We start from the raw sequence: 13,713 nt of genomic DNA on the forward strand, positions 1-13,713 counted from the left end.
TGTGGATTTATTCTTCAGATGGAAATTTAAAAAGCCATAAGAAAATTCCTATGGCTTTTTAAAAAGTTTAGTTGGATTTCAATCCAGGAGATCTTTCCAAAAATTCCTGGTACAAGCGAATATGTCTATTAGATAATGGAATTCGATACCCATCAATAAACACGTGCATGATTTGTGCTCGAGTTTCAAACGGGTCCTCGGTAGAGACGATCAGGTTTGCTCTTTTTCCCACTTCTACCGAACCATATTGATCTGCAATTCCGAAGATTTCTGCTGGATTGATAGTTACTGCTTTCCATGCTTCCTCTTTTCCCATTCCGTAAGCCGCCGCAAATGCAGCATGAAATGGAAGATTTCGCACGTTGTCTTCATCATCTGTTCGCAATGCCACCTTTACTCCGGCTTTTGCCATTTTTCCAGCATTAGCATAAGGAGTGTCATATCGGTCAGATTGTCTAGTAGGTAGGGCTTGAACTGGACCGGTGATTACTGGGATTTTAGCTTTGGCTAATTCTTCAGCAACTCTCCACCCTTCAGAGACACCCGTGAAAATTACTTTTACCTTTTTGTCAGCTACCCATTTGATTGCATTCTGAATATCAGAGGCAGTATTCACTTCGATCAACAATGGTAATTCACCTGCGATCACTTTAGCCAATTGATCCATTTCTGGATAGTATTGAAGTTCTGCTCCTGCAGTTTTTAGCTCATGGTATTTCAATGCATTCTCCCAAATGGAATTTGCTTCCTTGATGGCTTTTTCTGAGTCTTTTTTGATGTCATCATCTGATCGGCGATCAAATCGACCTCTTCTGCCTGAAGCGGGAAAATTCATTACCACACCTTTGAATCCTCCATACATTTGGTCAGGAGTGTATCCATTTAGGTTGATTAGTGCTGCAGTTCCTGGAAACAACCCCCCATTTGGAGAAGTCAAAACAGTAGTTACCCCTGAAACCCGGGTAATCCCAACTGCCTCAGCATTTGGGTTGACGGCTGTCAAGGCCTGCATATTTGGGGTTACGTTGCCAATTTCTTGATAATCGACCGTTTCTGGTACTGAACTAACTTCAACCAAACCTAATCGGGTCCCGCTGTCAATCATACCTGGATAGATAAACAATCCAGTACAATCAATCACTTCTGCTCCATCAGAGGAAATATTGGTTCCGATTTGAGCAATTTTTCCATTCTCCAAAAGGACGGAGGTATTAGAAAGTGTACCCTTAGTGATGGTCACCACGGTAGCATTTTTGAGGAGGAATTTACCGGTTCTTGGTTTTACAAATTCCCCGTCGATTTGAGCCATAGCGACTACCGGAAGCAGCGCAAGTAATGTGGCACAAAAGGTTTTTATCAATCTTTTCATTTCTGTTCGATTTTCGGGGTGATTAGTGCTTTTCTTCCATAAATATCTCTTCGAATGCTTCAAAGAACTGATCTACATCCTGAAGACAGCGATGTTCTTCTTGTTCGCGAAGGAAGATTGGTTCCACCATTTCGGTAGCTGCTACAAATTGACGCTGATCATCAGCATCAGTCTTGATGTCGAAATACTTAACGCCATCGACAAAAGTCATTTGAGGAACCGCATAAGAGGAAAGAGGGTGTCCCTCAAAAATGACCAAATCGGCTTGCTTACCGACTTCTATCGAGCCTACCTTCTCTTCAATTCCTAATTGACGGGCAGGATTAATTGTGATCATAGCTAATGCTTCATCGTCAGTAAGCCCTCCATAACGCTGTGTTTTTGCAGCCTCGTGGTAAAGGTGACGGATGAGTTCAGCAGAGTCAGAATTGATTGAAGTAATGGCTCCATTTCTATGAAGTATGGCAGCATTGAATGCTGTAGAATAATAAACCTCAAACTTATAGGACCACCAGTCTGCAAATACAGATGCTCCCATGGTATATTCGGCGATTTCAGGTGCTACTTTAAATCCTTCATTGGTATGTTGGAAAACTAGCTTTTTGATCCCAAAATCTTTTGCAACATTAATGAGCATGTAAATTTCATCTGCTCGATAGGAATGGCAATGGATGATAATTTTTCCATCCAAAATATCAGCAAGCGTCTGAAGTCGTTCATTATAGGCCGGAGGTGCCATGGTGTTGCCTTTTTGAGATTTAGCAGCCGTGTAGGTTTCCCAAGCCTTTTTGTATTGGATCGCTTCACTGAATCCATTTCTTAATACAGCTTCCACACCCATTCTTGATCTAGGTTGAATGCCGTTTCCACGTCCATGGACACGAGTTGGATTTTCTCCAAGAGCGAATTTGATGGTCTGAGGAGCATCCTGCATGATGATGTCAGCTGGATTGGACATTCCCCAGCGGTGCTTTAAAGTAGCATTTCTACCGCCTACGACATTGGCTGATCCATGCATAGCATGAGAAATAGTTACCCCTCCTGCAAGAGATCGATAAATGCCAATTTCATAGGGGTTTACTACATCTTTCATTCGGACCTCTGCTGTGATCGGTGCAGAAGCTTCATTTACTACATCTAAGGCTACATGTGAGTGAGCGTCAATAATTCCAGGCATGAGGTATTTGCCTGAGGCGTCGATAGTTTGCACACCTGAAGGAGCACTTAAGTTTTGACCTACTTGTTTGATAATACCATCTTGAACCAATACATCTGCATTGGGTAAGGTACCTTTAGTAACAGTAAGCACGGTTGCGTTTTTGATTAGAACGCTTCCTTTTGGCGTTTGGGCCTGAGCATGGGAAAGTCCAAGTCCCAACAACGCAATCAGAATAAAATTGAGTTTTTTCATGTGTTTATGGGATTAGGCTTGGAGCGGATAGACTTGCTTTAATTGGGAAAGAACCCATTTGAGGGACTGAAAGTGAACCTTCCATTGAGGTTCCTTCTACTTGGCCTGAGATGGTAACGGTTAAGTTCATACCACCAGCTGCTACATCAAAATCAAAGCTGATTGCTTTACCGCTCACTGCAATGTTCTTAAGCGGTGCTTTTGCTTTGCCACTTCCAGAGGGATCGTCATAAGTGATAGTTCCTTCATAGCTAGCACCATTTTTTTTGAGAGTGATTTCTCCGCCTGAGCTTCCAGCCGGGGTTTCAGAAGTGTAAGTCCAAACTCCCTCTACAGTTCCAGAGGCATTCCCTTCAGATTTAGAAGCTTTTTTTACTTCATAGTCAAAGACATAGCCATCTGCAATTACATGTTTGATTTGAGCGTCTTCGGAGAAAATAGGAGCGGTAGCAACGACCATATTTGCCATTTTTCCTTTTTCCAAGGTTCCTGCTACTCTAGAAATGCCTAGGATTTGAGCAGGATTTGTAGTCAATGCAGCCAAGGCCGCTTTTTCGCTGAGTCCATTAGAAATCATAGTTCTTAGCGTTTTCAAAGCATCACCTGCTTTTGCGTCAGAGGTAGTAAATCCAAAAGGAATACCTGCTTTTTCAAGTAGACTTGCCTGCTGTAAGGCTTTTGTATAGGCTTCCTTTACACGGGCATATTGAGCTTGAGTAGCTTCGGTTATTCCTGAATCTTTTTGTGCTTTGATAGCTTTGTCATCGGGAAGTTCCAGCTTGATCAAAACAGGGATTTGGTTCGATTTGATAAGATCAATTACCGGTTCATAATTTTCCAAACCAGTTAGAATAAGCTTAAATCCTAATTCTTTTTGTAAGGCTACAGCTCTGCGAATCTCAAGATCAGATCCAGCTGTAAAAATCACTGGAATTTGTTTTTGAACCACTGGACCCATTGCGGATTGAGTTGGAGTGGTTTGAGGTCTAATTACACCAGCAGTAGAAGCAAATAGACGTTCGTGTTCTAAAGAAAGTAAGGTGTTTTGATAGATGTCTCGAAACTTAGCCATAACACCGGCTAAGGTTCCAGGATACATTCCTCTTGAGCCCCTAAAATTTGCAGCTAAAGCAGTGTTGATTTGAATCAGATTTGTATTTCCAGATGACCCCAAAATCAGGATTGCGGCTTTTCCAGGAATCATTCCCCCATCAGGAAGAATTTGACTGATTGTAAATCCTGCTTTTCTCCAGTCTTCCACTTGGGAATTGCTTCCATCAAATTGATCTGTTGCGGATCTCCAAGGAGTAATTCCTGCAATTTCATCTGGGGGATTGGAGGTGATTAAGTCTTTTGGACGTTCTGGGTCTTTGGGACGAGTAACTCCCATTGAACCGGCTCCGTCAATAAATCCAGGGTACACATAAAGTGAGTCTCCTGAGATTAGAGATGCATCTTTAGGGAGATTGATTCCGGAACCTATTCCGACGATCACCCCATCTTTGATCAGAATGGTGGATTTGGAAAACTCCTGACCTGGAGCGCTCATTACTTGAGCATTGGTGATCGCATAAGTGGAAGTCACTCTACGCTTACCCGTAGGGTCACTTTGTGCCAGAGTAGTCTGAAGCACTGTACCTGAGATCAACAAGCCCAACAATCCAGCTTTCAGAAAATAATTTTTCATTTGGTTGATGGTTTTTCTTCAACAGGCAAGCTAATAAAAGGCTACTCACTACCTAAAAGGTTTTATTTTTTCCATCTTTTTTTTTGACTAATGGCTGTCTGAGGCTATGGAGTTACGAAAAAATGCACTTGATTTACTGTTGCAATTTATAAGTGTTATCACCTGATTTTATATATTAATTTAGTTTGATGACTAATTAATAAAATAATAGAAAATTCCATGAAGAAAATCCTGATAATTGAAGACGATAAAATGATTTCGAGCTTGGTTCAATTTCGTCTTAAAAAGGACGGCTACGAAACATTGGTTGTTTTGGATGGAAATCAAGGAGTCGAGGCAATTGAACAATTTAAACCAGATTTGATAATTACGGACGTAATGATGCCTTACAAAAGTGGTATTGAAGTAATTCAATTTTCGAAAAAGAGTTTTCCTGAGATACCAATTATAGTTTTAAGTTCATTGGGTGAAGAAGAGCAAGTTGTTTTAGAAGCATTCAATTTAGGAGTTGAGGATTTTGTTCCCAAGCCATTTAATCCAAACGAATTGGCCATACGAGTAAAACGTGTTTTAAAATAACAACCCAGCCAAGCCTATGAAGCATTTTTTACTCTCAGCCTTCCTGTTTTTATATACTTTAAATTCTGCTCTGTCTCAGAATAATGTCGTTCCTGAAGATAGCACCGCATTTGTAGATTTTTTGATTCTCCAGGAGGAGGTTCCGGGTCTCGGATACCGATTTACTGTGTCAGGGAATGAGTATCCTGAAGAATTAAATCAATTAGGCGATCTTGGGTTTACCTTAAATTCTGAAGGAGGATATACTTCCAAAATATTGCTGAATTGGGCTCAATTTTTTGACTTAGAAAATCAAATTGTACAGTTCCAAGTCCGTCCTAAGCTAGAGTTTTTGGTTTTTTCATCTCCAAACTCAATTACTGGATGTCGAGATTATTTGCTCGAAATCATTCAGACGGGGGACTACAATCCGATTTTCGAAAAGAAAAAAACGACTGAGGACTTGATTGCATTAGCCAGTCAAGAGCCCTATACACCGTTTCAAAAGTTTCGTTTATTCTTTGTTTCTGATTATAAACTATTTCTTGTTAGTGGAATAATCATTCTGTTTTTTACTGTCTCTAGTGGGCTCACACTTTTCATGTTGATTTTAAAAATCAAAAAAGGTAAACGAGACAAACTTATTGAGAAATATGATCAAGATATATTATTGCCTTTGAGTTCGCTCCCTTTTGAAAAAGAAGTAGAAGAAATTCAGGCAATGTCAATTGACGAGCTTCACGAATATTTTCCGAAGGATCTTCTAGAGATAGAATTATATCAAGAAGTATTGATCGATCGAATTATCAGCTTAAATAAAAAAATGAAAGGAGATTTTAAGCTGAAATTTAAAACGCTCTATCTCCTATTAGGATTGGATAAAGTTTCTATTCGATTGTTAAAAGAAAAGAGTTGGGACAGAAAAACCTTGGCATTGGTACAGATTAATGAAATGGATCTAGTGGAAGCTTTACCAATGATTCGTCCTTTGGTCAATCATGATAATTTCTATGTAAGATCTCAAGCCGTCGCCACCTTATTGAATATTTCTGAATCAAAAGATCTGGCGTTTTTAAGAGACCTGACCTATCCTTTATCGAATTGGCAGCAAATGAATTACCTAAGAATTATAAAATTCATTTCAAGTCAAGGGGTGGTTAATATTGATGTTCTTTTTGAATCAAAAAATGAAACTGTTAGACTTTTTGCCATCAAACTAGTCCGTCAATTAGGAAGACTTGATTTGATGGATTCTCTTTCTAGTCTAACCAAAAATGCTACTGATCAAGAAAAAGTAGAATTGTTAAAAACATATGCGGCATTTGGGGCTCACATGGAATTGTCATTTATTCATGAATGCTTGAATTCATTTTCGAGTGAAGTATTTCAAGAGGCTATTTCTGCAGCCGCTATTTTAGGCGATGATTCTACTATTTTGAGGTTGTCAAGGATCCTAAATTCAAGACAGCTTTCTTTTGGACAATTGAAGCTAATCTTATTCGCAATGCGTGAGATTGATTTTGAGTCTTTTGACCAAGCAATTCAAAATACAGATTCGATTGACATACAAAATATTGGTAAACATTTAAAAGACCCACTTTTAAAGAATGTATAACTTCCTGTTCTATCTGCTTATAGAGATTTTTGGAATCATCTTTTTATTGATGAGTTTCTTGGTTATATCCATTTACCTTACGCTTATGGTGTTGAGTGCATTGGAAATGAGGGAATATTTACGGAAGAATAAATTTGCAGATTATTCGGATATCATCACTTCTCCACTTGCACCTAGCGTTTCAATATTAGCTCCAGCTTTTAATGAAGGGCAAAACATAGTACAAAATGTAAAGAGTTTATTGTCTTTGCATTACAGCAAGTTTGAAGTAATAATTATTAATGATGGATCCAAGGATGATACCTTGGATAAGCTTATTGAATTTTTTGATTTAGAAAAGACTGATTTTGCATACAAGCCAGAAATCGAGACCAAAGAGATCAGAGGGATATACCGGTCCAATAATATTTCCAATCGACGTTTGTTGGTTATAGATAAGGAAAATGGAGGGAAAGCTGATGCTCTTAATGCTGGTATCAATGTGGCAGGGATGGATGTGTTAGCTTGTATTGATGTTGACTGCATTTTGTCAAGCGATTCGATTAGCAGAATGGTAAGGCCATTTATGGAAGAAACCAATAAAACTGTTATTGCAGTAGGGGGAGTAATTGGTATTGCTAATAATTGTGAAGTAAAGGATGGAACTGTTGTTAACTATCGGATTCCAGATTCATTGTTGGGAAAATTTCAAGTAATTGAATACTTCCGCGCGTTTTTGATGGGGAGGATGGCCTGGTCCAGAGTTGATGGATTAATGCTGATTTCAGGGGCTTTTGGATTTTTTAGAACCAATTTAGTCAAGAAGGTTGGTGGATATTTCACCAAAACCGTAGGAGAGGACATGGAATTAATTGTTCGATTAAGAAGGTACATGATGGAGCAAAAAATCCCGCATAAAGTGGGCTTTGTACCAGACCCTCTTTGCTGGACAGAGGTTCCGGAAAGTTCTGATATTCTTTCCCGACAGCGGAATCGCTGGATGAGAGGAACCATTGAAACTCTATTACTTCACAGGCCTATTCGCTTCAGAAAAAAATATGGGGTATTAGGTTCTATTTCGTATCCGTTTTGGTCGATTTTTGAAAAGTCTGGACCTATCGTAGAGCTTTTGGGGATTATTTATACCGTTATACTTTTATTCATTGGTGATTTTAGTGCCCTTTATTTCGTTGCTTTATTATTGTTGATGTATTTGTTGTCTTTGTTGGTATCCGTATTTAGCGTACTCTATGAGCAAATAGCATTCAATAATTATAAAAATAGAAAGGACCTTAGAAAGCTACTTTGGGTGATTCTATCCGAACCCTTTACGGTCCATCCAAGAGTGGTATGGTGGGGTATAAAAGGCCATATTGACTTCATACGAGGAAAGGGTGGATGGGGCACCATGATTCGAACTGGGTTTAAGGTTTCTGAGGACAAAAAGAAAATGCTTACTCAATCATCTAGTTAATGAGATATTTATACTTACTCTATATTGGACTTTTGCTGAGTTATTCAGGATTTGCACAGACGTCAAAAAGCTCTGATGAACTTCTTATAGAAGCCAGAGAATTAATAATGGATGATAAATATATCGAGGGAAGACGTTTAGCGTTTTTGGCCTTAGAACGGTCACCTGATTATGCAGATATTTTAATTTTAGTGGGGAGAAGTTATGCGTGGGAGGGTAAAAATGATTCAGCTTCCATTTATTTAGAAAGAGCCATTGTGGCTTCTCCTCAATACGCAGATGGATATGTGGCCTATTTGGATAATTTGTTTTGGGCTGATCAATTAGAAAAAGCAGATGAAATAATACTTAGAGCAAAGTCTAACTTTCCTGATCCGCTTCCTGATCCCATTGTCTACAGAGAGTCAAGATTGCTTTATTACCGTGAAAAATACGACGAGGCTCTAGATTTAGTTCAGCCACTATTTGATAAAGGATATAATCAGGAAGGTATGCTTGGTTATATGGCAAATTTGCAGCGGCTTAGAAAAACAAATGCAATTGGTGCAACCTACGATTATGATTCTTTCAAAGGAGCAATTGCTCCATGGCATACTTGGTCGATCTATGGTCGGACTCGAATGAAATTTACGGGCTCTATAATCGCAAGAGTGACCCAAAGTGAGCGATTTGGTGGATTTGGTACATTGTATGAAATAGATGCATATCCTTCCATTGGAGAAAATGGCTACGCTTATATCAATTTGGGCGGTTCCAAGGCAGGTTTCTTTCCTAAATTGAGATTTGGAGCTTCTTACTTCTACAACTTTGAAGGTGGATGGGAAGCAGAATTGGGTTACAGATACTTAGGGTTTTCATCAGTTACCAATATTTATACTTTCTCAATTGGTAAATATTTGGGAAACTGGTGGGTGAACTTTAGACCCAATATTATTCCTGGTGAAACAGGAACTAGTGTTTCTGGGCAGTTTAATGCAAGATATTATTTCGATACTGCGGAAGATTTTTTCAGTATTCAATTAAGTACAGGTGTTTCCCCAGACGAGGAAACTCGAGCCTTGAATCAATTGCTAAATTCCTACCGAGCAAGAGCGGGTTATCAACATTTGATTACACCTAAATTCCAGATTTATTCTTACCTAGGTTACTCAATTGATGAGCTTGATGCCGATACCACACGAGATAACTTCAATTTCACCCTAGGAATGGAATATCGATTTTAATCATCAATGCAATGAAAGAGGAGTTACGAATTTTCCTTATTCGGCTATGGCCACTTTGGTTTTTGATCATTGGTATTCCAGTCATTAGTTTTTTGATTTGGATGATTTTGCCATATAAAAATCTTGAAATCACCTTGATTGATAAAACGGTTCCAAATCAAGATTATCAAGAACATGGGAGTTTTTATTGGCTTTTAGACCATCAAAAAATCCGGAAAAATAATGGCAGTTTATATTCTAAAGATTCAGATTATTTAGGCTTTTTTCCTTCAGGTGAGGCCGATTTTGGAATAAAAAAGGATTTATCAAAGAAGAGTAAAGCCGACATTGAAAGCTTAGCGTCTAAATCAGACTTAGTGTTTTTTGCAGATACTTATGGGGTATATGAGGATGATTTTAGAGAGGATACGGATTATAGACCTAGTCAAAAAATCTATGGAGGTTTAGATTTAAAGGATATCGAGCTGTTGACAAAAGCAAAAGAGTTTAAAAAAACGGTAATTGGAGAATATAATGTCATGGCTTCTCCAACTCCAACTGTGGTTCGTTCCGAATTTGAACGTTTGATGGGGATCAAGTGGACAGGTTGGATTGCTCGATTTTTTGATGAGTTAGACAGTCTTCAAAATCCAGATATTCCCAAATGGATGCGGGACCAATATACCCTGCAGCATGGTGAATACCCATTGAAGGGCCCTGGAATGATTTTTATAGAAGAATCTGGAAGAATAGAGGCTTTGCTTCATGAGGAGGATTTTGGTAATGAAACTCCTATGATCAGAACTCAATTAATGAATAAAGCTGGGTTCAAATTGCCGGAATTGGTTCCTTATCCAGATTGGTTTGATATTGTGTTGATTGAACGAGATTATAATGTAATCTCTTATTTTGATATCAATCCTTCCGTTTCTGGAATCCAAAAGTTAAGAAATATGGGGTTGCCAAGGTTTTTTCCTGCTGCCATTGTTAGAGAAATAGAGGGAGCTAAGCAGTACTATTTTTCAGGAGATTTCTCTGACTTTAGATATCAATTGGGAAGTGCCAAATTTTACGGCCTGCCATTTTTTTGGCGAGGGATTTATTTGGCCAATAATTACACAGACCGTAGAGGCTTTTATTGGAATTACTATTACCCCTTGATGGATCAAATTATAGAACAAATAAAGAAGGATAAACCTTAGTTTGAAGCTACGGATTGGTTTTGGGGCTTAAGTAATTTTCGAGTTTGAAGCATGTAATTGTTCTTATTTTTGAAATCTTCAAACTCTCCAATTAATTGGGTTCTTAAATCAGGCTCATCTATAGGGTCAATGTTAAGGTTTTCTGAGATTTGAAAAATCTGTCCATCAGAAAGAAAATATTCCCCGCTTATATATTCCACTAATTGATTTTTATTTCTCATAAGGGGCATTACAAGTTGAGATTGAAAGGTTTTTGCTGTGTCCAATACTTGCCCTTGCCACACTACATCTTCTGGAATCGAGATATTAAAATTTGATTTCAAATACGCTAGAATACTTGGGGTTACCTCGAAGTGACTGGTAAGACCTTTGAATTGTTTTGCTTCCTTTAGCTTTGGGGAATAAATAAGTAATGGAACATGAAACCTGTCCAATCTTGAGGACATCGGTATTTCTGGAAGGCGATGGTCACCGGTGATTATAAAGATGGTATTTTCAAATTCTAGGCGCTTTTTATATCCTTCGAAAAAGAGACGAATCGCATCATCTGCATATAGAATCGTCTTATAGATGTTTTTGTAACTGGTGTATTCCTCTTTTTTTTCCGGACTTAATTTTAAGACATTGGAAATGTAATTCTCAAACTTTTCATTGTACAGCTCATCCTCAGGAACAATATATGGGGAGTGGGAGGTGATGGTTTGAAAAATCTGAATTTCTGGAGAGGTATAACTTTCAGGAAGTTTCCGCAATGCATTTAAAAAGAGCTCTTTGTCTGCATATCCCCATGAAAATCCTGTTGGGGAGGGAGTTTTCTGGTAACCAGGTAAAAATGTAAATTCATCCTCGATTGCATCTACTTGTTGATATTCCATGAAGTCTCCTTGATGGTCAAATTTTTGATCAGAACCAATGAAGAATCGACTCTCATAGCCGTTGTTTTTTAGAATGCTAATCAAGGATTGGTGGTAGGGAAATTCTTCAAATAACTCAAGGAATCCTTCTTCCCCAAATGGGTACCCGCCTAAAATTCCAGGTAAAACTCCGAAAGTTCTTCCCGTAGTGGACACGTTGTGCTCCCAAGCCAAACTGTGATTTTCTAAAGAGTCTAAAAAAGGAGTAAAGCTCCCTAAATAGGCGTTTTTTCCAGAGTAGGCTTTACCAAAACTTTCTGCAAGAATAAAGACGATATTAGGAGGACTCTGCAAGGAATCAAAAAATGGGCTAAGCACGTCAGGATATTCTGCGTGATGCATAAAAGGATATTCGTCATCATAGAAATCCTTCTTAACAATCATGTTTTTGTTGGTTGCCCTTAAGAAAAAATCAAAGTAAAACTCTCCACCATACATCCATCTTTCAAAGGATTCTTCTACCAGATATCTGGACTTATTTAGCTCGATGTTTAGCTTGACTTCGCTTCCAGTATCAAACCCATCCTTAGGGAAAAATTGAACAAAGAAGAGTGAAAGTAAAAAAGTTGGGGTAATGTAAAGAAAGGTATTTAACTCAAAATTCAGCCATTTGGTACTCCAAAAAAGACCAGCGATTACACTAATAATGAATCCAATAGCCAATAATCCATTGACTAAAGTAAGTTGGCCAGATGCTGAAACAGTTTGAAAAATATCACTCCAATTGTAGGCAAATAGATCTTGACCCAATGGAACGAGTGTTTCAATGAAATAAAATATCACTCCCACATGCAGGAGGAGAAAAAACGATAATGTAGTCAGCGTAGTAAACTTTGAAAATTTGATCCTGATTAAGCTAAACAGAATATGAAGGATGAATAAAATTCCCAGAAGGTATATCACCCATCCTAAATCTTGTAACAAACTAAAAATCAAGATTTCTTTGATTCCAAAATCTAAAGCATGATTTGAAAATATAAAGTAAATCTCTACTCCCCGAAGAAGTAAAATAAGGATCAAAAAGAGAAGGGACATACCCCAAAAATCTTGTAAAACTCTTCGGACTTTTTCGGGAAATTCAGAGCGGATTTCAGCCTTTTGGGCCATAGGTAATAGTGCTATTTATTAGTTTGAGTAGACAAGTTAAAGTAAATTCTTTGATCTTCAATAGGTGCTATTTTAACATGATTTAATTAAATTTTAATTTTTGAGGAATAAGTGATTTTCGGATTAAGATTTTTGAGAGAAGGTAAATTGAACTTCAAAATTGTCGTTATTTCACCATATTGAGGTATACCTTAGGCTCTTTTGAAAGTTTAAATATTTCAATCTATTTAAATTCCCTAATGAGAGTTAATTGATAAAACTGGTTTAGCAAGGCCTGAGTTGATGATTCATGGAAGTTTTAAGAATAGCAATTTTAGATTTTTGTCGTAGAAGGCGGTCCAATTCCTTCTGTCCCTCGGAGGTGGTCCGCCAAATGTATCCCGTTGATTGGCGCTATTTTATGAAAGATATCCAATTGGTTATGATGGAAATGTATCAGGAAGGACTCATTGTTGTAACAAAAAAAGGACTTCCCATTGATCCAAATAACCTTCCTTCAGGCCCAGTTCGGATAACCTGCCCAAAGCAACCAAATTCACTTAAATAGAGTTGAGCCTATAAAAATATTCACATGCAAGACCCAAATCACTTACCAAAAACACAATTTGAAATCCCAATAAATCAAGAAGCGATAGTATTAGGTGCAGGATGTTTTTGGTGCACAGAGGCAGTTTTTCAGCGATTAAATGGAGTTGAAAAGGTCATATCTGGCTATGCTGGTGGAATTATCCCTAATCCCACCTATCGCCAGATTTGTACTGGTACTACCGGACATGCTGAAGTAGTTGCTGTTTTTTACAACCCTCAATTGATCAGTTTAGCTGAAATTTTAGAAGTGTTTTGGGCAACTCATGATCCCACGACTGTTAATCGCCAAGGTGCTGATGTTGGGCCACAGTACAGATCTTCCATTTTTTATTTCTCAGAAGACCAAGCAGATTTAGCGAGGAAGCTTAAATTGGAATTGAATCAAAAGGCCGTTTTTGACTCTCCTGTTGTCACTGAAATTACTCCATTTTCAAACTTTTATGAGGCAGAAGATTATCACCAAAATTATTTCAATGAAAATGGAATGCAGCCCTATTGCCAGTTTGTAGTAAGACCAAAAGTCGATAAACTCAAGACTTATTTCCAATCCAAGCTAAAAAACTGAGTTTATTGACAAGTAGGGTTTGTCTTTAAGAAATTGCCAGTT

Annotated in this window: 11 protein-coding genes; 7 read left to right on the plus strand and 4 right to left on the minus strand. The window is 38.1% G+C overall.

Translation table 11 applies throughout. The features are described 5' to 3' along the window. Positions 1-67 precede the first annotated feature (67 nt). The 3 genes from AO498_RS10045 to AO498_RS10055 are packed head-to-tail and all read right to left on the minus strand — an operon-like array spanning position 68 to position 4,467. A complete protein-coding gene (locus tag AO498_RS10045; RefSeq protein ID WP_067550407.1) occupies positions 68-1,369 on the minus strand; it encodes an amidohydrolase family protein in 1,302 nt (433 codons plus the stop codon). Positions 1,370-1,391: 22 nt separating this feature from the next. Beyond that, on the minus strand, positions 1,392-2,780 hold the full coding sequence (locus AO498_RS10050) for an amidohydrolase family protein (protein ID WP_067546842.1): 1,389 nt from the start codon (positions 2,778-2,780) through the stop codon (positions 1,392-1,394). A gap of 4 nt (positions 2,781-2,784) precedes the next feature. Beyond that, complete coding sequence (locus AO498_RS10055) at positions 2,785-4,467, minus strand: amidohydrolase family protein (RefSeq protein ID WP_067546845.1); 1,683 nt, start codon at positions 4,465-4,467, stop codon at positions 2,785-2,787. A gap of 219 nt (positions 4,468-4,686) precedes the next feature. Between AO498_RS10055 and AO498_RS10060 the strand changes: the two genes are divergently transcribed. The 5 genes from AO498_RS10060 (at position 4,687) to AO498_RS10080 (ending at position 10,497) form a co-directional block, all read left to right on the plus strand. After that, complete coding sequence (locus AO498_RS10060; RefSeq protein WP_067546848.1) at positions 4,687-5,046, plus strand: response regulator transcription factor; 360 nt, start codon at positions 4,687-4,689, stop codon at positions 5,044-5,046. A gap of 442 nt (positions 5,047-5,488) precedes the next feature. After that, a complete protein-coding gene (locus tag AO498_RS10065) occupies positions 5,489-6,640 on the plus strand; it encodes a HEAT repeat domain-containing protein (protein WP_148660219.1) in 1,152 nt (383 codons plus the stop codon). After that, positions 6,633-8,093 (plus strand): glycosyltransferase family 2 protein, encoded by a 1,461-nt coding sequence (locus tag AO498_RS10070; RefSeq protein ID WP_067546854.1) that lies wholly within the window; start codon positions 6,633-6,635, stop codon positions 8,091-8,093. Before AO498_RS10065 ends, AO498_RS10070 begins: the two co-directional genes overlap by 8 nt. Further along, positions 8,093-9,316: a YaiO family outer membrane beta-barrel protein gene (locus AO498_RS10075; RefSeq protein ID WP_067546856.1), complete on the plus strand. Its 1,224-nt coding sequence runs from the start codon at positions 8,093-8,095 to the stop codon at positions 9,314-9,316. The genes AO498_RS10070 and AO498_RS10075 overlap by 1 nt, the downstream gene beginning before the upstream one ends. A gap of 11 nt (positions 9,317-9,327) precedes the next feature. Beyond that, positions 9,328-10,497, plus strand: a complete 1,170-nt coding sequence (locus tag AO498_RS10080; protein WP_067546859.1) for a hypothetical protein — start codon at positions 9,328-9,330, stop codon at positions 10,495-10,497. Here AO498_RS10080 and AO498_RS10085 read toward each other — a convergent pair. Continuing rightward, positions 10,494-12,446, minus strand: a complete 1,953-nt coding sequence (locus tag AO498_RS10085) for an LTA synthase family protein (RefSeq protein WP_157883973.1) — start codon at positions 12,444-12,446, stop codon at positions 10,494-10,496. The two genes, AO498_RS10080 and AO498_RS10085, sit on opposite strands and share 4 nt — an antisense overlap. Before the next feature lie 361 nt (positions 12,447-12,807). Here AO498_RS10085 and AO498_RS10090 point away from each other — a divergent pair, with 361 nt between their 5' ends. Both AO498_RS10090 and msrA read left to right on the plus strand, forming a co-directional pair. Continuing rightward, entirely contained in the window at positions 12,808-13,065 is a 258-nt protein-coding gene (locus AO498_RS10090) for a DUF3253 domain-containing protein (protein WP_067546866.1), read from the plus strand. Positions 13,066-13,089: 24 nt separating this feature from the next. Further along, on the plus strand, positions 13,090-13,671 hold the full coding sequence (msrA, locus tag AO498_RS10095; protein WP_067546869.1) for a peptide-methionine (S)-S-oxide reductase MsrA: 582 nt from the start codon (positions 13,090-13,092) through the stop codon (positions 13,669-13,671). Positions 13,672-13,713 lie beyond the last annotated feature (42 nt).

This window comes from Algoriphagus sanaruensis, assembly GCF_001593605.1.
Lineage (GTDB): Bacteria > Bacteroidota > Bacteroidia > Cytophagales > Cyclobacteriaceae > Algoriphagus > Algoriphagus sanaruensis.

Coding starts and splice junctions, on each gene's coding strand:
- AO498_RS10045 (WP_067550407.1), bottom strand. CDS start 1,369: ATGAAAAGATTGATAAAAACCTTTTGTGCCACATTACTTGCGCTGCTT.
- AO498_RS10050 (WP_067546842.1), bottom strand. CDS start 2,780: ATGAAAAAACTCAATTTTATTCTGATTGCGTTGTTGGGACTTGGACTT.
- AO498_RS10055 (WP_067546845.1), bottom strand. CDS start 4,467: ATGAAAAATTATTTTCTGAAAGCTGGATTGTTGGGCTTGTTGATCTCA.
- AO498_RS10060 (WP_067546848.1), top strand. CDS start 4,687: ATGAAGAAAATCCTGATAATTGAAGACGATAAAATGATTTCGAGCTTG.
- AO498_RS10070 (WP_067546854.1), top strand. CDS start 6,633: ATGTATAACTTCCTGTTCTATCTGCTTATAGAGATTTTTGGAATCATC.
- AO498_RS10075 (WP_067546856.1), top strand. CDS start 8,093: ATGAGATATTTATACTTACTCTATATTGGACTTTTGCTGAGTTATTCA.
- AO498_RS10080 (WP_067546859.1), top strand. CDS start 9,328: ATGAAAGAGGAGTTACGAATTTTCCTTATTCGGCTATGGCCACTTTGG.
- AO498_RS10085 (WP_157883973.1), bottom strand. CDS start 12,446: ATGTCCCTTCTCTTTTTGATCCTTATTTTACTTCTTCGGGGAGTAGAG.
- AO498_RS10090 (WP_067546866.1), top strand. CDS start 12,808: ATGGAAGTTTTAAGAATAGCAATTTTAGATTTTTGTCGTAGAAGGCGG.
- msrA (WP_067546869.1), top strand. CDS start 13,090: ATGCAAGACCCAAATCACTTACCAAAAACACAATTTGAAATCCCAATA.